Source organism: Acaryochloris sp. CCMEE 5410 (assembly GCF_000238775.2).
In the GTDB taxonomy this organism is placed as follows: domain Bacteria; phylum Cyanobacteriota; class Cyanobacteriia; order Thermosynechococcales; family Thermosynechococcaceae; genus Acaryochloris.
On record NZ_AFEJ02000002.1, the window covers coordinates 677216 to 695553 of the forward strand.

Sequence of the window (18338 nt, forward strand, 5' to 3'; positions counted from 1 at the left end):
GCTTGAGACAAATGCTATCTTACCCATAAACATGATCTTAGGGAGATAAGCGAATAAAACGCTAGAATTGCAATCCGAGACCAAATGATAAGCCCTTTACGCTGTCATACGGTTCCATACGTCCGGATATAGTGATGAGCAAATTCAAAGTATACGGCGATATCTATTCTGGTAACTGCTATAAGGTCAAGCTACTTTTGTCTTTACTAGAGATAGAGCATGACTGGATTCATGTTGATATCCTGAAAGGCGAAAGCCGGACCAATGAATTTTTAGAACGGAATCCCAATGGTCGTGTGCCTGTATTGGGGCTTCCAGACGGGCGATGGCTGTTTGAATCGAATGCGATTCTCCATTACTTAGCTAAAGACTCATCTTTTTTGCCAGCAGAGCCCTTTGCCCAGGCCCAAGTGTTGCAGTGGCAGTTTTTTGAGCAATATAGCCACGAACCTTATATTGCGACATCTCGTTACATCATTCGCTATTTAGGGTCTCCCCCGGATCGGCAGGCTGATTTGGAGGCTCGGAGAGTCTGGGGATATGCCGCGTTGGACGTTATGGAGAGTCATTTAGAGAAACAAGATTTTTTTGTGAACACTCAATATTCTATTGCCGATATCTCCTTATATGCCTATACCCATGTGGCTTCAGAAGGAGGGTTCTCCCTTAAACCTTATACGAATGTTCGCAAATGGTTACGGCGTGTTTCCCAACATCCTAAACATGTGACGATGGATCAATTTGCACCTTAGATTAGAAACCCAGAGTATTCCAGGTTGACTATCAGCTAGCGTTCAAAGTCGCTGAGGAACATCGCTATTGACTAAGATGCGAGGAAGCCGATGCTTGAACCCGCAGACAATCTCGTAAGAAATAGTACCCAGAACGTCTGCCCAGTTTTCTGCTGAGATTGAAGCCTTACCATCCTGGCCTAAGATGGTGACCACTTCTCCCACCTGCAAATTGGGAACATCGCTGACATCCACCATCAGTTGGTCCATAGTAATAGCACCGATTTGAGGGGCCAACCGCCCTCGGATAATCACATTCATCTGATTAGATAAGGACCGGGGGACCCCATCTGCATAGCCGATGCCAACGACTGCGACAGTGAGGGGCTGCTCGGTCGTGAAGGTATGGTTATAGCTCACCCCCGATCCTGCAGGTAAGGTTTTGATTTGGGTGATTCGAGCCTTCACTTGCATTACTGGCTGCAGGGCAATTGCTTGCTGGAAGTGGGGAGCCGGATAAAGCCCGTAAAGTGCTAGTCCCACTCGAACTAAGTCGTAATGAAATTGAGGGCCGACTAAGGTTCCGGCCGAGTTGGCTAGGTGCAGTTTAGGTAAAGGGATATCTTGAGCTTGGATGCGGCTTAAAACATCCTGCAACCGACTTTGCTGCTGCAGCATAAAGCTAGAGTCTGCATCATCGGCCGTGGCCAGATGGGAATAGATACTGGCAATTTTAAGGTTCGGTAGGCGGGAGACAAATTCAATAAAGGTGGCTCCCTGCTGCCAAATGGGACCCAATCGAGACATGCCTGTATCCACTTTGAGGTGAATGGGTAATGGATGTTGTAAGTGCCGGGAAAAGATGAGGGCTTGTTCTGGACTACAGAGGGTCGGCTGCAGTTGCCAGCGAACAATCGCTTCAATTTCTTGAACAGTATGGGTGGCCCCGAGGATTAAGATGGGCGCATTGATATCGGCTTGGCGGAGTTCAATCCCTTCCAGGATGGTGGCAACCCCCAGCCAAGTCGCTCCATTCTCCAAGGCGGTTTGGGCAACCGTAACGGCACCATGGCCATAGCCATCGGCTTTGACCACGGCCATAAGTGCGGTTTGGGGCAACAATTGTTGCTTGATTTGGCGAACATTGTTTTCAAGCGCTTTAAGATCGATATTGACCCAAGCGCGTTCACAAGCCAATGTCCCAGGGGATGCATGCTTTACCATTCCTGAATCCGGCACACTGTTCGAATCTTAGCCTGCAGAGGAGGCAGCTTGATAGTCCTTGAGGTATTGTTGATAACCGACCGTTGCTAATTGTTCCTGTTTGTCTTGAACCATTTCTGAGAGGGAGCGACGATAGGCAATGACCTGCTCTAGGAGCTCTGGGCGCTGAGCAGCCAACATTTGAATGGCCAAGAGACCCGCATTTTTGGCATTGCCAATGGCAACGGTGGCCACGGGAATACCCCCTGGCATTTGGACAATGGAGTAGAGGGAATCCAATCCTTTTAAGTGGCGGCTGGCCACGGGGACACCAATCACGGGTAAGGGAGATAGAGCTGCCACCATCCCTGGTAGATGTGCTGCCCCCCCAGCTCCGGCAATGATCACTTTTATGCCCTGTTGGTGAGCCTGTTGGGCAAATTCCACCATCCGTTGAGGGGTGCGATGGGCGGAAATGATTTCCACATGGGGCGTGACTTTGAAGTCTTCGCAGACTGTGATCGCAGCTTGCATCGTCGGTAAGTCCGAATCACTGCCCATAATGATGGCAACTTCAGGATGACTCAAGGGCGCTTCTTTCCTTTGTTAAAACAGGGACAACGTTAAAATAGGACCATTCACAGGAGCAGCAAGTCTTGTTTTTTAATTAAAAACATCCCGTTTGATCTGGATTTGTCTAAAATTTGATCACTTCTGGCAAACGGCATGTTTCATGATCATCAGCCTTCCAGACAACCTGCAACATTGAGAAATTCTAATTCTTTTTGAGGACGCTTCGATGAATCCGTTACAAGGGTACCGTTTTTCCTGCACCCTCACCTTTGGCGACATCTATGCCCAGGTGATTATTTGGTTGATTGTGATTTTCATTGCTTTAGCCTCCTCCGTTGCCCTATACCAGAACCCCATGTATGCCTTTTTAACTGGGGGATTGATTTTGGTTTTGTCATTACCTTTTCTGCTGTTTGCCTTTGTGACGACCCTACTGAATCACATTGAGCTGACGCCCGTAGAGCCCAAAGAAGAGGTTTCAGCAAGCTAGCGTCAAGGCCATGAGCACTTTACCCATCCGGCTAGAGAATGCTCGGATCATCGGCTACTCAAAATTGCAGGAAGTCAGTATCCAAAATGGGGTGATTCAGACGATTCAACCCATGGATGCTTCGCCCCTAACGCCCGCCCCGCAAGCAATTGATTTAGCGGGCGATTGGCTGTCTCTCGGTGGCATTGATTTGCAGATCAATGGTGCTTTGGGCCAAGCTTTTCCCGATTTGACCCATGCCGATCAAGCAAAACTACAGGAGATTTGCCAGTTTTTGTGGCAGCACGGTGTTGACGGTTTCTTGCCAACGTTGGTGACGACGTCCGTAGAGAAGTTCCAGCAAGCCTTGGCTACCCTGTCTACTCAGCGTTCACAAAATGGTAAAGGCCAAGCACAAATTTTAGGCGCCCATTTGGAAGGTCCCTGTTTGAATGCCACCAAACGGGGTGCCCATCCCCAGGAATATCTGCAGCCTTTGAGTATTGAAACCCTACAAGCGGTCATGGGGCCCTACATAGATAGGGTTCGGGTCATCACCCTAGCGCCAGAGTTAGAGCCATCTGGGGAAGCAGTCGCCTGGTTACGTTCCCACAATATTATCGTTAGTCTCGGCCATTCCCAGGCCACGGCAGCAGAAGCGGAGGCAGCCTTTGAACAGGGCGCCACCATGGTGACCCATGCCTTTAATGCCATGCCGAGCTTGCACCATCGCCAACCCGGATTATTAGCAGCAGCATTGATGCATCCCCAAGTTTGGTGTGGTTTTATTGCCGATGGTCAACATGTTGACCCATTGATGCTCAAGCTAATGCTTCAGGCTAGCCCTGAGCAGGGCCTATTTCTCGTGAGTGATGCCCTTGCCCCCCTCGGGTTACCGGATGGCGTTTACCCTTGGGACTCTCGCCAGATTGAAGTAGTGGCAGGGACGGCCCGGCTCCCTGATGGCACTTTGTCTGGAACCACCTTGTCCCTATTGGCTGGAGTGCAGAATCTAGTCCGCTGGAACCTTTGTTCTGTGGAGCGTGCCATTGCCTTAGGGACAGAAGCACCGCGACAGGCTTTAGGGTTAACCGGTCTGGGTCCAGGACAACCAGCTTGCTGTTTGCTGCGTTGGCGTCATCATCCTCAGACCCAAACTCTGAAATGGCAGCGCTTGTTTCCCTCTGAAAATGCTTAATGCCCTATGGAAAATCCCTTGCTGCTGATGATTCCGGGTCCCACTCCAGTGCCCGAACCCGTCTTGTTTGCTTCGGCTAAACAGCCCATCAGCCATCGTAGCCAGGATTTTCGGGATTTGATGGCTGATATTACGGCTCATTTGAAATGGCTTCACCAAACCCAAAATGAGGTGTTGATATTAGCCAGCAGTGGCACCGGGGCCATGGAAGCTGGCATCATTAATTTTCTCAGCCCAGGTGATCGAGTATTGGTGGGATGTAATGGCAAGTTTGGCGATCGCTGGGCGCTGGTTTGTGAACAATTTGGCCTAATTACTGAGCGGATTACGGTCCCTTGGGGACAGGTGTTGAATCCAGAACTGTTTCGCCAGCATTTAGAGACAGATCAAGACAAGCAAATTAAAGCTGTGATTTTGACCCACAGCGAAACCTCAACCGGAGTTCTGAACGATCTTGAAACCATTAGCCGTCATATCACAGCCCATGGACAAGCCCTCAGCATTATTGATGCGGTCACCAGTTTGGGGATTTGTCCAGTTCCTGTCGATAAATGGGGCTTGGATGTGGTAGTCTCTGCATCCCAAAAAGGATATCGAATGCCGCCAGGTTTAGGGTTTGTTTGTGTTAGCCCTAAAGCGTGGCAGGCGTATGAAACGGCTCGGTTCCCCCGGTTTTATTTAGACCTCGGGAAATGCCGCACGGATGCAGCAGCGAATACGACCCCGTTTACCCCACCTGTAAATTTGTTCTTTGCTTTGCAGGTGAGTTTAACCATGATGAAGGCAGAAGGGCTTTCGACTATGTTTGCTCATCAGCAGCGATTGATGCAGGCAACCCGAGCCGCCCTCCGCGCCCTGGACCTGCCTCTATTTATTCCAGATCCTTATGTGGCTAGCCCTGCTGTTACTGCCATTGCCCCTGATCAGGTGGCGCCAGAAACACTTCGATTCAAATTACAGCAGCAATATGGAGTGGTGATTGCTGCAGGGCAAGACCATATGCGAGGTAAGCTTGTCCGCATCGGCCACTTGGGTTATGTTTGCGATCGCAGTATCGTTACTACCATTGCCGCTATAGAAGCAGCCTTAAAAGATTTAGACTATCCATTTCAGGTTGGGGCAGGTGTGGAGGCTGCTCACCGCGTCTTCAAAAGGAGTTAGGATTTGCCTAACCCTATGTTTCAAATCCCTTAAATTTGCAAATTATGTTGTTTCCAGCCAATCATAAATTTGATTGAGTTGATCCAAAGTAATCAAACCATATTGCCAGAGCACAATCGGCAACGGTCCTGGATCTTGCTCAAGGTGGCGAAGGGCGAGACCAATAGAGTCGCTCGGCAATGCTAGCTCTTCCTGCAGAAAAGTCAGCAATCGCTTTTGCGATGCTGATTTCAAACCAGAAAAATCTTTTGTAAACCGAGATACTGCCATTGTTACTAACTAAGAAACCGAGTTTTACCTATGAGAGGAGAGTATTAAAGCGTATTAATAAAGAATCCTACGGACTTAAACCAACTAGGTGAGAGTAGAGATAGTTTTTGACCTATTTCACTACCAAGAACCTTCTAGGACTCTTAACCAAATCGTGGTGTAACTAATATCAACTGACATTGATTGAATTACAACCAAAAAGAGCTTTGCCTATGCGATGCCGCCGCAAAAGCCTCTAAAAAAAGAAGCTATTGGAATGGATGATATGAGGTTCTAAGAGCAAACCAGATAACTTGCGCTGCACTAGCTAAACATTGCAGAAAAAATTGCGAAAAGCCGATCAAACGCAACACAAAAAAACTTTCAATCGACAATTAGGCTTCCCCCGGACCCTAGGAAAAGAATTACTGCAAACTACCAATCAGTAGTTGAAATTTCAGTAAGTATTTCCAGTCGTATTGGGATAAGAGTGTAACACAATCTTTAAAGATTGATCCAACTTCAATATTTATTTTTATAAAGTTCCTAGAAACTTAAAGATGCCGGTCAGATGGCTAAGTAAATACACTTAAAGGGTAGGCTTGGTAAACTTGTCCCACTAAGGGTTATAGAAGTATGGTCTAGCTCTATAAATCTGAGGTTTAGAAAGGGTTTTAGAAAAAATCAATGGGTGATGAGCATCCGGAATCCGACGATGGAATTGTCTAGTTAATGTCATCTGTGGGGCAAAATAAGTTCATAATTTTGTGTAAGCTTAACCGGAAAGGCGATTTCTTTTCGCCTCACACTGCTTATCCAACTCCAATGATGATTCGTGTAGAGGCTGCAAATTGATGAGTGGTAAGTTGGCGACCCGGCTACGAGAAGGGACGAAACAATCTCATTCTTTGGCAGAAAATGCGGATTTCATCCAATGTTTTCTCAAAGGAGTGGTTGAGAAAACGTCTTATCGCCAACTATTGGGAAATTTTTACTTTGTCTATACTGCCCTAGAAGATCAGCTGACTCAGCATCAAAATCATCCACTTTTAAGTCAACTTTATTTTCCAGAGCTATATCGCCAGCAGAGTTTGGCGACAGATCTCAGTTATTATTGGGGACCTCAGTGGCAAACGGCAATTACCCCTTCCGATGCTACCCAGCGTTATGTTGACAGAATTAATGATATTGCGATCGCAGATCCAATCCTGCTAGTTGCCCATAGCTATACACGGTATCTTGGAGACCTTTCCGGAGGACAACTGCTTAAGAAGCTTGCCCAAAGAGGTATGAGTCTACCTCAAGGCCAAGGCATCGCTTTTTATGAATTTGACGATATCCAGACCCCCAAAGCCTTCAAAGTCACCTATCGACAGTCTCTGGATAGCTTGCATCTAGATGAAGCCACCATCACCCGCATCGTTGATGAAGCTAACCTAGCTTTTAAGCTCAATATGGAATTGTTCAAAGAAGTAGAAGGTAACTTGATTCAAGCCATTGGTCAGATGATCTTTAGTCATCTGACCCGCTCTCGTAGAAATCGGCAGTCTCCATGGCCTACCGAGTTGGGAGACCCCACTGCACTGCAACCCCAGGATTAACTGCGTTCTCGCAAGGTTTGATTAAGCTGATCGATGGAAGCGATCAAGCGCTCATTTGCCTCCAGAGCAGGATCGGGGGTAATTTCTTCCGCCATTTCTTGCTTGCGCTGCATTTTCTTCCGAGCTTGTTCAAAGGACCGGATTAACAGGAAAATTACAAAAGCAATCACAACGAAGTTTAGCACTGTCGCCAAAAATGAACCGTATTTAATGCCGTTTATCGACAGCTTGGACAATTCATCCACCCCCGCTTTTTTCATGGCAGGATTTAATAGGGCTGGGGTAATAATATCCTCAACCAATGAGCCGATAATTTTGCCAAAGGCCCCGCCAATCACTACGGCAACCGCTAGGTCTACGACATTTCCTTGCATAAGGAAGTCGCCAAAGTCCTTGAGGAATCCTCCGGCTTTTGCTCTACCATTTCTACTTGTCATTTTTATTAATATCTCCTTTATGCAGGGGACGATCCTAAACAGTTTTACTTAAAACAGCAATATTCTATCATCAGAATTTTTTATTTTCAGTCTTAAAGTGGGTTGATCCAGCAAATTCGGTAGATAGTGGTTCTATATTGTGTCGCTTCCCTAGACCAGGAGCCAGGTACAATCTGTAGGTTTAAGTCAAATCAAAAAACTATACCTTGTTCACTTCAAGGGAGCCTATGACACCAGACCCTGGGGCCTTTAACCATATTTCAGTCTTAAGCCATGAACTGATAGAAGGACTGATGCTGCGTGAGCATGGCGTGTACTTGGATGCCACCGTAGGTGGTGGCGGCCATAGCGCCATAATCTTGTCTCAATGTTCCCAGGCTCAGGTGATCGCCCTTGATCAAGATATTCAGGCCCTGGACGCCGCTCGGGATAAATTGCATGAGCATTGCGATCGCATCCAGTTTTGGCAAGGGAATTTTTCTACCTATCACCCCGGTGAACTTCGATTTGATGGCATTATTGCGGACTTAGGGGTCAGTTCTGCCCAGTTGGATCGGCCCGAGCGGGGTTTTAGTTTCCGTCATGACGCAGATCTAGATATGCGCATGGATCAGAGTCAGGCATTAACCGCTGCCGATGTCATCAACACCTATTCAGAGCGGGATTTAGCCGACATCTTCTATCACTATGGTGAAGAACGGTTTTCTCGACGCATTGCCCGCAAAATTGTCTCCAAACGTCCCCTGCGTACAACCTCTGATTTAGCCCAGGTGGTGGCGTCTTCCCTACCTTCTGCCAAAGGGCGTCGCCGTCGACTTCACCCAGCAACCCGAGTCTTTCAAGCCCTGCGAATTGCTGTTAATCAAGAATTGCAGGTTCTTGAAAAATTTATTGAGATTGCGCCTACCTGGCTCAAACCAGGAGGCAGAATTGGCATTATTAGTTTCCATAGCTTGGAAGATCGAATTGTCAAAATCCACTTCCGCCAGAATCCCCTACTACAGGTAGTCACCAAAAAACCGATTGTTGCTTCCGAACAAGAGAAAAAAGGAAACAGTCGCTCTCGCTCCGCTAAGCTACGGTTTGCCGAACGGGTTCCTTGGGCAGATGAAGCTGAACCGTAACTGATGCAATAACGCCTGGTTTTGCAACCAGTATTTTTAGTTTTTGCCAAGGATAAACTAAGCGCCCTATTTATAGGAAACAGTGCATCCATACAAATCTATGAACAAAAGATAAGTATTCTGGAAACAATTATGAATTTATGCATTTATAATGCATGAGGCAACCACTGAAAATTGCCACAAAACAAAGTTTCCGAACCCATTACCAGGTGATTTCCTGGGCTTGAGGAGTTGAGTATGGCCGTCGCTAGCCGATCTAAAGTTGTTCCTGTTCGATCGAAAAAGGCTGCCCTGTCAGCTCGCTCCCATCCTCCTCAGGGACGCCGAAAAACGAGGACTCCGTCTCGGCAAGAACAGCCCTTAGATCTCCTTGATTCCCGTTCACCCCAATTTCCCAATTGGCTCATACTATTGATGGTGTTTCGAAAGCTATCAACCCCAATTTTGATGGTGACAGTCCTGGGAATTTTGCCCCTCTATGCTTGGCGAGTCAATACGCAACAATCTTGGGGAGATCAATATACCAAACTAGAGAAACTACAGCGTGATCAGCGCCATTGGATCACCCGCAATGAAGAGCGCAAATTCCAAATTTCTGAAAATTTAGAAAACAATCCAGCGGGCTTTGTCCCCAAAAGTTCTAAGACGACCGTGTTTTTTAAGCCAGCCCCGGCACGTCCGGTTCAGCCTGCCCCTTCTCAGGGAAATGGCATCACCCATATTGATGTTGCTCCGATTGGTTATTAAGTCCAACTTCTTTGCAAGTCTATGCCCACTCCCTCTTACCCCGTCCAAGATCGTCGGGCCGCAATTAAAGCCCGAATCCGAACGAAGCAGCCCCATCGAGTTCCAAATCAGCGTTTACGCTTATTTCTAGTTTGGTTGGTGGTATTCGGAGGTATTGTGGGCCTGTTGGCCCGTTTAGTCTATTTGCAAGTCAGTGCGGCCCCGTTTCTCCGAACAAAAGCTCAAGATCAGCAGTTGGGCAATCTACCTGAACGAACCTTTCGCTATCCAATCGTCGATAGCCAGGGGAATCTACTCGCCAAGGATGAACCTGTCTTTCGTCTATTTGCTCATCCCTTTTTATTCCAAAAACAGCCAGATGAAATCGCGAAGGCCCTAGCCCCGGTCCTTGACCGCTCCTCCGATTCTCTAATTGAGCTATTTAAAACTGGAGAGAGTGGGATTCCCATTGGGTATCGCCTGTCGGAAACCGAAGCGGAAAAAATCAATAATCTCTATTTAGATGGTTTAGAAATTACTCGGGAATGGCAACGGGTCTATCCCCAATCAGGACTAACGTCGGGGCTGGTTGGATATGTCAACACCGAAAATCAGGGACAATCTGGCATTGAATATAGCCAGCAGCCTCTCTTGAAGGGAGATCCGATTCCTTTGCTCGTCGCAAGGGATGGCCAGGGCAAGCTCTTACCGGATCGATTTCCCTTAGAACCCCTGAATGCCAATGATCTGACCCTGAAATTGACCCTAGATACTCGACTGCAGCGGTCGGCACGACAAGCCCTTCATCAAACAATGGCAAAGTTCCGGGCAAAACGAGGCTCCGTCATTGTGATGGATGTTGAGGATGGCTCTCTCAAAGCTTTGGCTTCGGAACCCTCCTTTAATCCCCAGCGTTATTTTGAAGCGAATACCGAGCTGTTTAAAAACTGGGCTATTTCGGATCTCTATGAGCCAGGGTCGACCTTTAAGCCGATCAATATTGCGATCGCATTAGAATCCAATGCCATCAAAGCCGACAGTGTTTTCCATGATGGCGGTCAAATTACCGTAGGGGGCTGGCCAATTAATAATGCCGACAACTCAGGTCACGGCAACCTTTCCATTACTGGCATCTTGGAATATTCCAGCAACGTGGGCATGGTTCATGTCATGCAGCGGATGGATCGATCGGCTTACTACAACTACCTCAAGAAAATTGGGATTGGCCAAATTACGGGTACTGATCTTCCCTTTGAAACCCCTGGTCAGTTTAAGGATAAGCAGCAGTTTTTGGACTATCCCATTGAAGCGGCAACCGCAGCTTTCGGCCAAGGATTTTCGGTGACGCCTCTGCAAATGGCGCAGCTCCATGCCGCCATTGCCAATGGGGGCGAGCTAGTAACTCCCCATGTGGTCGATGGTCTGTATAACCCTGCTGGCAAGAAAACCAAGGGTTTAAATCTCATTCAACCCCGACGCATCTTTTCGGAAAATACAGCCGCCAAAGTTCGGACCATGATGGGCAGCGTCGTTCAAAACGGAACGGGTAAACCCGCCAAAATTCCTGGCTACCGCTTAGGGGGTAAAACAGGAACAGCCCAAAAAGCAGATAGTGGTACCTATAGCAATGCCCGCATTACTAGCTTTGTGGCATCCTTCCCTTTAGAGTCCCCTAAATATGTGGTATTAGCCGTAGTGGATGAACCGCAAGGGGGCAATGCTTATGGCTCTACGGTTGCCGCTCCGGTTGTGAAGTCAGTGTTGGAAACTTTGATTAGCGTTGAGGGCATTCCTCCCAGTCATCCTGCTGAATTAAAGGCAAAGCCTAAAGCATCTCGCCCAGGCGGATGAAGGGCTTTCCTGTTCATTCCTACCTGACTAAGGGACCACCGAGAATTGAGTTAGGAATTGTGCAGAGACCAAACCAGTGAACAGTCGTCTTGTTCAGTGAGGAAACTGCTCATTTTAACTGTCTTGCAACAGCATCACCCTACGCAAGGGTTGGCATCTTAATTTGAAGTGTTTGGGCACTAGTAAAGCGTTAGGGGAGAAACCGCTTTTGCTCAACTTCACTGGGCATTCGGCAGGTAGCTCGTCGTCCAAAGAGTCGATAGCGATTGCGGGCAATGAAACGATAGATGCGATCGCGAATAGGTCTCGGCATGACACCAATGGCAGTAAAGACGGACCAAACGCCACCCAAACGGTTACAGACTTGAATAAACGCATCAGACTGATCGTATAGATGATGCTCGTCCCGATAGTAAATCGACCAAGCCTCCCGATCTAGGGGTAATGGGGGCAAATACTGTCTGGCTGTTTGACCTTGTAAAGGAGCAATTAGGATAGTTCCCTGTGGATCGACTTTTAGCAGGATGTCCACAAAGCCATTACACATCACACATTCCCCATCAAAAAACACGATGGGCTGCTGCGTGGAGACCGTCTGGCTGGCTATCTGATTTGAAAGTCGTGGTGTCGCCATGCCATTGCTCTAAGAACCTATTTTGAATCTAACATGGCTGCTTTGGCATTAGCATAGGGCTGTCTTGCGGGGCTCGGACATATCCTTTAGCAGGAACGGCAGCTTTCGAGGTAGGATCTGCAAGTTACATCTATGCTAGTTGAACAATGGCTGAGCGACCGATTAAAAAGTCTGAATTAGAAAAGCGTGCCCAGGCTGAAGGCCAAACAGGCGATGACAAAAACCGTAACCAGAAGGGCCGCAAGGGTGGACGAGGTAAAGGTCGAAACAACAAAGATAGAGATAGGAAAAAGCCTGCTGTTCCCCTAGCATTGATGCGGGGTCCCAAGCCATCCGCCAAGGTGGAAGAGCCTGAGCCCGCCCCTGAAGAAGCAGTTGCAGAAACCACCCCAGAAGGTGAAGAAGCCGTAGCTGAGGCAGCCGATGCAGCCGAAACGGACTCAGCCGAAGCTAGCGAAGCAGATCCCGCGCCTGAAAATTAACGATTAGCCTCAACATAAATTCTGAGAGAAATTATGCTGAGGCTAGATTCTTGGCAGATTAAGAAGACACGGGTTGAGGAATCGTGATATCAATCGGTGTCACCGTTTTTCCTAAGTCTTCTAATGGGGGTTGAATCGCTGAGCGGTTCCCCACGACTAAAGTGACAATCTGATCAGGCTGCAGATATTTCTTCGCTGCAGCCTGAACTTTTTCAGCCGTCATGGTTTTGACTGCCCGCTGATATTGGAAGATAAAATCATCGGGATAACCAAAGTACTCATATCGCATTAAACGAGACAAGGTTTGGCCTGGATCCTGAAAGTTAAAAACAAAAGAGTTGAGAATTGAATCCTTGGCTTGTTGAAGTTCATCCGCCGATAAGGGGGCTTCACGGACCTTTTTCAGTTCACCCAACACCGCATTAATAAATGGCACGGTGGCTTCTGAACGCGTCTGCCCCCCAGAAATAAATAACCCTGGATAATCGTAACGAGCGCTCCATACTGCATAAACGGAATAGGCCAATCCCTGGCGAGATCGGACTTCGTTAAATAACCGTCCCCCAAAGCTGTTGAGGGCTTCATTCATCACTAGTAAGGAGAAAATATCAGGACTATCAAACTTCCCTCCCAAATGACCGATTTGGACATTGCTTTGGGAGAGTTGAGGTTGATCGACGATAAATGTCTCCCCAGCTTTGAGTTGCTCTGCTCCCGGTGCTGGTGGCATTTCATCCCGCTCGGGTATGGCGGGCCAATCGCCAAATTCCTGTTTGATCCGCTGAGTCATAGCGGCAGGATCGAAGTCTCCCACAATGCCTAAAATCATGCAGTTGGGATGGAAGTTCTGTTGGTAAAAGGATTCGACATCGGCTTGGGTGATATTGTCGAGAGTTTGATATTCCTGGGTGCGGGCATAGGGGCTGTCTCCCCCATAAATCAGTTTTTTAAATTCTCGGCCTGTAATGTCGTCAGGGTCATCGTTACGACGAGCAATGTTTCCTCGACGCTGAGTCTTGGCTAAAACGAGCTTGTCCTCTTCGAACGCCGGTTCGCGAATGACTTCCGAAAACAAACCAAAGACGGTATCTAAGTCTTCACTCAAGGCGGCGAAGGATGCACTGCCTGAAGCGGTACTAATCCCTGTCTCTACGGATGCGGCCCGTTGCTCTAGCATTTGGTTAAGCTGATCAGAAGGATGCGTTTTGGTGCCGCCCGTCCGCATCACGGTGCCAACAATATCCGCTAAACCTACTTTTTCGGCAGGCTCAAGCCGTGACCCTGTCCGCATACGAGCAATACCGTTGACCAAAGGCAGCTCATGATTTTCCATCAAATACACGGTCAAACCGTTATCCAGTTGGAATCGACTATATTCTGGGATGGTTACTTCAGGGAGGGGTGGAAATTCTAAGTCTGTATAGTGTTTAGCGGTGGCCGCCGTACCCGGACGAATCGAACCGATGACTAGCAAGAGGGGAATAACCGCGAAGGCAATTAACCGCTGTAGGGTTTTACGTAGAAATCGGTTGCGGTGGGCGTTGGGCATGGTTAACGTGCTTTTCCTATGAACAGCTCATCTCTAACAGATTAGCCTAAACTTTTACGAGGCGAGGGGTGAATTTATATCCTTTTGACCTGCTTTACAATTAAAAGTGCCCCTACCGTTGTCTGGCCCGTGAAAAAGCGCGTTACTCTTACGTTCCCTCGGCGAGCCGTTCCGGTTCCAGTCACCTATCGATTGGCAAAAGATTTCAATGTGGCAGCAAACATTATTCGTGCCCAGGTTGCCCCAAACCAAATTGGTAAGTTGGTGGTGGAACTGGCAGGAGATATTGATCAGCTTGATGCGGCAATTGATTGGATGCTGTCGCAAAATATTGATGTGTCTTCCTCGAATCGCGAAATTCTGATCGATGAAGATAGTTGCGTTCACTGTGGTTTATGTACGGGAATATGCCCCACCCAGGCCCTCACCCTTAGCCCCAAATCTTTTTTGCTGAACTTTACGCGATCTCGCTGTATTGTTTGTGAACAATGTGTTCCTACTTGCCCCGTACAAGCTATTTCTACTAACTTTTAGTAGGCATTGAGCATGGTTGACCTTGAATCTCTTCTCAAAACAGAGTTGCCACGCTGTCTTGACCAGGTTAAGGGATCTACAAATAAATAAGGTACCCATCAATTGGGCACAATCTTGATATCCCATTTGGGTAACGCTTCAGAACATAGCCATTGTTGTTTGTAGGCTTCTAGCTCATCTGAGGGCACAGTAATGTTCTTTTCATAGGTGCCCTCAATCAAATGAACCAAAGGCTTCAATCCATTCCAGGTCATATTCGATGCCCACTGGACAGCCGTATCAATGGAGTTGAGGATAGTGCCATTCCAATATTGTTCCAAGGCTGCCCAACATCGCTCAATCGGATTGTATTTGCTGTGATAGGGCGGATAGTAAATCAGATGAACCGATAATCGTGTCATTTGGACAAACTCAACCATACGCTTGATAAATTGTGTGCGGTTACTGCGCACTGCAGAGCCGCCATCAAGGTTAATTTCTAATCCCTCTATCTGAGGATAGTTATCGTGATGTTCGCGCCACCAAGCCTCTAAACAATCAACAATAAAATCAGTAGTTTCAGCAGACTGACCAAAGTAAATTGACAGTTGCCCTGCGAGCACATCGAGAATCCCGAAGGGTACCAAAATAGCGTCCCAATGGTCATCATGGTCATTGGCTTTTGTCGCGTCTAGGGTACGAGCTTTGCCGCCACGAGAGAGGTTGCCAATTTTAACTTTGGCTTTGCTATCAATCGAGATGCGCAATAGGTTGGGGCCGCATCGGCAGCATAATTGGCTTGAGCGACATTTGCGAAAATCGCATCGGTTTGCGGCAGTTTTTCAGGGGTTTAACTTTTGGGTTTTTAAGCGATAACCCATTCGATTCAATAGATTGCCGATGGTTTGACGGGTTGGTAATGCCTCATCGCTGTAGCCTTTCTCCTCAATCAATGCCTCACGCACGGCCCTGGCACTGATACGGGTGTAGTACAACGTTGATTTGAACTTCGGATCAGCTTGGGCTTCACCATCAACTAAATCCCGAATGTCAGTTGCTAAATGGGGTAGTTTCGTTTCGCTAAGCTGACGACCTCGGGCTTGATAGTTGTCAACGCATCTAATGCCAGTCCGTCGTTCATCAAGGCCCAGTTGAACACTGGTACGTCTCCAACCTAAATGACGCTCAGCTTTGCGGGCAGAGCCGTCCAGGTAGTCTTCAGCCACTTTTGCCATGAATGCTCGCTTGTGTGGGCCTGTCAGTTTCTTGGCGGCATCTCGAAACGTCTCTTTTATAGGGGCATCTAGCATCAGATATCCTCAAAACAATCGGTCAATCATGTATTGACTTGTTTCTTAGATTCGCAGGTACTTTATTTCTTGGCAAGTCCCTAAAACCATTTCAATTCCCCCATTCAGCCCCAACGATGCCATCGCTACGGCATTTACATTGACATCACCGCTAGATAGCGCTTTAGAGGTACAGGTTTTGGGCCATCCACTGGTAGCCTACAATCCCAATTGCGGAGATGACTCTAGCTTTATCAGTCCGCTTTATCTTAAATGGTCCAATGGTCCCGAAATTTGTGTTTTCGATAGTCAAATACATGGCTATCACGGTGAGATGAATGCATCCGCTAAATTTCGTGGTTCAGGACTGCCAAATGTCTATTTATGCAGTGAATGCGACCATGATTGGTTTCATGTTTCGTTGCAATTAGATTATTGGGACGCCTGTGACGATCTTTTAGAAGATGAGCCTGATTTACCGATCCAAGACTATTTTTGCCATGCCGTCTTTGCAGGGAAATGTCTTCAGTGCGGGAAGGTGAACACTATCCTGGATATGGATCTGTAATTGATAGAGGGGGAATTCGTCCCCATGCAAGTCAATTCAGTGATTACAGCCAAAATGTGATGAATTCTAATCGGAAGAACTTAAACGCCGACCCTCACATTCCCTTAAAGAGGCGATGTTGGTTAAGTTACTACTACCGAAATCATCGCTTTTAAGTAAGACAACTCCGTTGCCATCAAAATCCCTGAATACTCGCCTTTAGGAAGATGCTGAGGAAGTTGAATGAAAATGTTAATGGACTCTGTTGCATCGGGCGCAAGACTGAGCAGATTGGGGGCAATAGATATGGCATCCTGAGCAATCAGATCGCCTTGGCAACTGTACAAATCCGTACAAAAAACTTTGGTTTGAGTGGATTCTGATCGATCATTGTGAACCTTAAATGAGATCTGAACTGTTTCTCCTGCGTGGCTGGGGTGAGCAGGCTGCAGTAGAGGGACACCTGCCTCGCTCGATGGTGCTGATTCTGATACGCTACCCGGCAGATTTGATTTGAGGGAGAGCAGATTAGCCAACTCATTGACAAACCCATGCATTTCGTCCACTAAGCCTGGAACGGAAGAGCTATTGGGTCTAGAGGGAGTCGTCGTTCCTAGATCTAGAGGAGTGGCCACGGTTTGGGCGGATTCGAGGGGCGCGGATAGATCGCTATCAAGAATAGTGGCCGCTTGCTGTACAAGAGCTTCAGGGGTGGGTATTGTTTCACCGGCCATGGGCTGGATAACCTGGGCAACCGGTTCTGTGAGCGCTTTGGGCTCAGCAGCTAGCCCTCCCGCTTCAGACACCGTATTAGGAAGCGTTTCAATCTGTTCCAGAAGGCCAGTGACCGATTCGGGTAACCCTTGATCGATGAGCTGGAGGGGTTTACGTCGATAGTGTTTCATCTTGACTGTCCTCTACTTGCGACTCAAAACCAGTAGCCCTACAGATTGCGGCTAATCATATAGTGAATCAATTTGGGGATAAACGCTTTCTCCGCTGAGTCAGGCGTATCCCTATAGGCCACGGAGAATTCCTCTAAGGCTGCTTCGGCAAACTGATGGGCGACTGCGATCGCATAGTCAATACTGCCGTAATCTTGCATGCGCTGAATCACCCAGCTCACCTCCTCTTCAGACCGTTCTCCCCGAGGCTTTGCCATAAAGGTTTCCAGTACATCCCGCTCTGATGGGGTGCCCTGTTTAAATAGGTGCACTAACATCAACGTTCGCTTCCCCTCCCAAATATCACCGCCAATTTCTTTGCCATACCGGTGGGAATCCCCCACCAAATTCAGCACATCATCCTGAATTTGAAAGGCTGCCCCCATAAAGTATCCAAACTTATTAAAGCGATCCAGATCCAGAGTGTCTTTAGAAGCAATCAGACCGCCAATCCGACAGGGATGCATAAAGCTATACCAACAGGTCTTATTCAAAATCATCTGCAAGTAGTCTGCTTCGGTGATATCACAGCGGTTGTCCCGTACCCACCCCAGTTCTGAAGCTTGTCCCTCCAGGGATTTCAACATCAAATGTTCAAACTCTTCATAGATCCGTTGGGTCAGTTGATGACCCAGGATAGGAACATTTTCCCGGACCAATCTCAGGCTTAAGGCATTCATAGCATCGCCAATATTCACCGCGATGGGCACCCCTTGCTCTGCCTGCAGGGTGGGCATGCGATGGCGGCATTCACTGTTATCTTCCACGTCATCATGGACTAGGAACGCATTGTGAATCATTTCTAAGGCAACGGCTGATTTGAGGGACTGTTCTTCAGTCCCCCCAAAGGCCTGACAGGTCGCCATACATAAGGCGGGTCGCAATCCCTTCCCCATATGGGAGAGGTGTCTTTTGATCGGCTCATACAGATACCGTTGGGGTTCACCCGTGGGAATCACAGCCAACAACGCGGCCAACGTCACCTCTCGGTAATGACCGAGATGGACCTGGAGGGTCTCTAGATCCGGAGGGGTAAGGGTAGCTAGGGACACCAGAC

At 47.9% G+C, this 18338-nt stretch carries 19 protein-coding genes and 1 pseudogene; 11 read left to right on the forward strand and 9 right to left on the reverse strand.

Going from position 1 to position 18338, the window contains the following annotated elements; all coding sequences use genetic code 11:
- Positions 1-134: 134 nt before the first annotated feature.
- On the forward strand, positions 135-752 hold the full coding sequence (locus ON05_RS23950) for a glutathione S-transferase family protein (protein ID WP_029315629.1): 618 nt from the start codon (positions 135-137) through the stop codon (positions 750-752).
- Positions 753-794: 42 nt separating this feature from the next.
- On the opposite strand, the gene alr is transcribed toward ON05_RS23950, so the two are convergent.
- Together alr and purE are read right to left on the reverse strand one after the other, a co-directional pair.
- On the reverse strand, positions 795-1955 hold the full coding sequence (gene alr / locus ON05_RS23955) for an alanine racemase (RefSeq protein WP_010479674.1): 1161 nt from the start codon (positions 1953-1955) through the stop codon (positions 795-797).
- Positions 1956-1982: 27 nt separating this feature from the next.
- Positions 1983-2522, reverse strand: coding sequence for a 5-(carboxyamino)imidazole ribonucleotide mutase (purE, locus tag ON05_RS23960; RefSeq protein WP_010479672.1), 540 nt, complete (start codon positions 2520-2522; stop codon positions 1983-1985).
- Positions 2523-2733: 211 nt separating this feature from the next.
- Between purE and ON05_RS23965 the strand changes: the two genes are divergently transcribed.
- The 3 genes from ON05_RS23965 to ON05_RS23975 are packed head-to-tail and all read left to right on the forward strand — an operon-like array spanning position 2734 to position 5335.
- Positions 2734-2997, forward strand: coding sequence for a hypothetical protein (locus ON05_RS23965; protein ID WP_010479670.1), 264 nt, complete (start codon positions 2734-2736; stop codon positions 2995-2997).
- Positions 2998-3007: 10 nt separating this feature from the next.
- A complete protein-coding gene (gene nagA / locus ON05_RS23970) occupies positions 3008-4174 on the forward strand; it encodes an N-acetylglucosamine-6-phosphate deacetylase (protein ID WP_010479668.1) in 1167 nt (388 codons plus the stop codon).
- Positions 4175-4180: 6 nt separating this feature from the next.
- Positions 4181-5335 carry an alanine--glyoxylate aminotransferase family protein gene (locus tag ON05_RS23975; protein WP_010479666.1) on the forward strand — a complete coding sequence of 385 codons (1155 nt, stop codon included), beginning with the start codon at positions 4181-4183 and terminating at the stop codon, positions 5333-5335.
- Positions 5336-5377: 42 nt separating this feature from the next.
- Here ON05_RS23975 and ON05_RS23980 read toward each other — a convergent pair whose 3' ends face one another.
- Positions 5378-5605, reverse strand: coding sequence for a DUF2949 domain-containing protein (locus tag ON05_RS23980; protein WP_010479664.1), 228 nt, complete (start codon positions 5603-5605; stop codon positions 5378-5380).
- An 833-nt stretch (positions 5606-6438) separates the two neighbouring features.
- Here ON05_RS23980 and ON05_RS23985 point away from each other — a divergent pair.
- The gene (locus ON05_RS23985) at positions 6439-7185 is read left to right on the forward strand and encodes a heme oxygenase (biliverdin-producing) (RefSeq protein WP_010479660.1); all 747 of its coding nucleotides are present in this window, start codon (positions 6439-6441) and stop codon (positions 7183-7185) included.
- Here ON05_RS23985 and mscL read toward each other — a convergent pair.
- On the reverse strand, positions 7182-7622 hold the full coding sequence (gene mscL, locus ON05_RS23990) for a large conductance mechanosensitive channel protein MscL (protein WP_029315627.1): 441 nt from the start codon (positions 7620-7622) through the stop codon (positions 7182-7184). The two genes, ON05_RS23985 and mscL, sit on opposite strands and share 4 nt — an antisense overlap.
- A 227-nt stretch (positions 7623-7849) precedes the next feature.
- On the opposite strand from mscL, the gene rsmH reads away from it, so the two are divergent.
- The 3 genes from rsmH (at position 7850) to ON05_RS24005 (ending at position 11323) form a co-directional block, all read left to right on the forward strand.
- On the forward strand, positions 7850-8746 hold the full coding sequence (rsmH, locus tag ON05_RS23995) for a 16S rRNA (cytosine(1402)-N(4))-methyltransferase RsmH (protein WP_262562330.1): 897 nt from the start codon (positions 7850-7852) through the stop codon (positions 8744-8746).
- A gap of 237 nt (positions 8747-8983) precedes the next feature.
- Positions 8984-9493, forward strand: a complete 510-nt coding sequence (locus ON05_RS24000; protein ID WP_010479653.1) for a hypothetical protein — start codon at positions 8984-8986, stop codon at positions 9491-9493.
- 21 nt (positions 9494-9514) lie between these two features.
- The gene (locus ON05_RS24005; protein WP_010479651.1) at positions 9515-11323 is read left to right on the forward strand and encodes a penicillin-binding protein 2; all 1809 of its coding nucleotides are present in this window, start codon (positions 9515-9517) and stop codon (positions 11321-11323) included.
- A 190-nt stretch (positions 11324-11513) separates the two neighbouring features.
- On the opposite strand, the gene ON05_RS24010 is transcribed toward ON05_RS24005, so the two are convergent.
- Positions 11514-11957 (reverse strand): thiol-disulfide oxidoreductase DCC family protein, encoded by a 444-nt coding sequence (locus ON05_RS24010; protein WP_010479648.1) that lies wholly within the window; start codon positions 11955-11957, stop codon positions 11514-11516.
- Between the two features lie 146 nt (positions 11958-12103).
- On the opposite strand from ON05_RS24010, the gene ON05_RS24015 reads away from it, so the two are divergent.
- Positions 12104-12439 (forward strand): hypothetical protein, encoded by a 336-nt coding sequence (locus ON05_RS24015; RefSeq protein ID WP_010479647.1) that lies wholly within the window; start codon positions 12104-12106, stop codon positions 12437-12439.
- 58 nt (positions 12440-12497) lie between these two features.
- On the opposite strand, the gene ON05_RS24020 is transcribed toward ON05_RS24015, so the two are convergent.
- Positions 12498-13988, reverse strand: a complete 1491-nt coding sequence (locus ON05_RS24020) for a pitrilysin family protein (protein ID WP_010479645.1) — start codon at positions 13986-13988, stop codon at positions 12498-12500.
- Positions 13989-14117: 129 nt separating this feature from the next.
- Between ON05_RS24020 and ON05_RS24025 the strand changes: the two genes are divergently transcribed.
- On the forward strand, positions 14118-14522 hold the full coding sequence (locus ON05_RS24025) for an NIL domain-containing protein (protein ID WP_010479643.1): 405 nt from the start codon (positions 14118-14120) through the stop codon (positions 14520-14522).
- 98 nt (positions 14523-14620) lie between these two features.
- On the opposite strand, the pseudogene ON05_RS24030 reads toward ON05_RS24025, so the two are convergent.
- Positions 14621-15811 (reverse strand): annotated as a pseudogene (locus tag ON05_RS24030) (ISAzo13 family transposase).
- A 139-nt stretch (positions 15812-15950) separates the two neighbouring features.
- On the opposite strand from ON05_RS24030, the gene ON05_RS24035 reads away from it, so the two are divergent.
- The gene (locus tag ON05_RS24035; protein WP_236619123.1) at positions 15951-16358 is read left to right on the forward strand and encodes a hypothetical protein; all 408 of its coding nucleotides are present in this window, start codon (positions 15951-15953) and stop codon (positions 16356-16358) included.
- A gap of 122 nt (positions 16359-16480) precedes the next feature.
- Here the strand turns inward: ON05_RS24035 and ON05_RS24040 are convergent, their stop codons facing one another.
- Together ON05_RS24040 and ON05_RS24045 are read right to left on the reverse strand one after the other, a co-directional pair.
- Positions 16481-17242, reverse strand: coding sequence for a hypothetical protein (locus ON05_RS24040; protein ID WP_010479210.1), 762 nt, complete (start codon positions 17240-17242; stop codon positions 16481-16483).
- A gap of 38 nt (positions 17243-17280) precedes the next feature.
- Entirely contained in the window at positions 17281-18333 is a 1053-nt protein-coding gene (locus ON05_RS24045) for a polyprenyl synthetase family protein (RefSeq protein WP_010479213.1), read from the reverse strand.
- Positions 18334-18338: the final 5 nt, after the last annotated feature.

Bases quoted from the DNA above. Each gene is read 5' to 3' on its own strand.
- rsmH (WP_262562330.1), top strand. From the start codon at position 7,850: ATGACACCAGACCCTGGGGCCTTTAACCATATTTCAGTCTTAAGCCAT.
- ON05_RS23985 (WP_010479660.1), top strand. From the start codon at position 6,439: ATGAGTGGTAAGTTGGCGACCCGGCTACGAGAAGGGACGAAACAATCT.
- ON05_RS23950 (WP_029315629.1), top strand. From the start codon at position 135: ATGAGCAAATTCAAAGTATACGGCGATATCTATTCTGGTAACTGCTAT.
- ON05_RS24015 (WP_010479647.1), top strand. From the start codon at position 12,104: ATGGCTGAGCGACCGATTAAAAAGTCTGAATTAGAAAAGCGTGCCCAG.
- ON05_RS23965 (WP_010479670.1), top strand. From the start codon at position 2,734: ATGAATCCGTTACAAGGGTACCGTTTTTCCTGCACCCTCACCTTTGGC.
- ON05_RS24000 (WP_010479653.1), top strand. From the start codon at position 8,984: ATGGCCGTCGCTAGCCGATCTAAAGTTGTTCCTGTTCGATCGAAAAAG.
- ON05_RS24005 (WP_010479651.1), top strand. From the start codon at position 9,515: ATGCCCACTCCCTCTTACCCCGTCCAAGATCGTCGGGCCGCAATTAAA.
- ON05_RS23975 (WP_010479666.1), top strand. From the start codon at position 4,181: ATGGAAAATCCCTTGCTGCTGATGATTCCGGGTCCCACTCCAGTGCCC.
- ON05_RS24040 (WP_010479210.1), bottom strand. From the start codon at position 17,242: ATGAAACACTATCGACGTAAACCCCTCCAGCTCATCGATCAAGGGTTA.
- alr (WP_010479674.1), bottom strand. From the start codon at position 1,955: ATGGTAAAGCATGCATCCCCTGGGACATTGGCTTGTGAACGCGCTTGG.
- ON05_RS23980 (WP_010479664.1), bottom strand. From the start codon at position 5,605: ATGGCAGTATCTCGGTTTACAAAAGATTTTTCTGGTTTGAAATCAGCA.
- ON05_RS24010 (WP_010479648.1), bottom strand. From the start codon at position 11,957: ATGGCGACACCACGACTTTCAAATCAGATAGCCAGCCAGACGGTCTCC.
- mscL (WP_029315627.1), bottom strand. From the start codon at position 7,622: ATGACAAGTAGAAATGGTAGAGCAAAAGCCGGAGGATTCCTCAAGGAC.
- nagA (WP_010479668.1), top strand. From the start codon at position 3,008: ATGAGCACTTTACCCATCCGGCTAGAGAATGCTCGGATCATCGGCTAC.
- ON05_RS24020 (WP_010479645.1), bottom strand. From the start codon at position 13,988: ATGCCCAACGCCCACCGCAACCGATTTCTACGTAAAACCCTACAGCGG.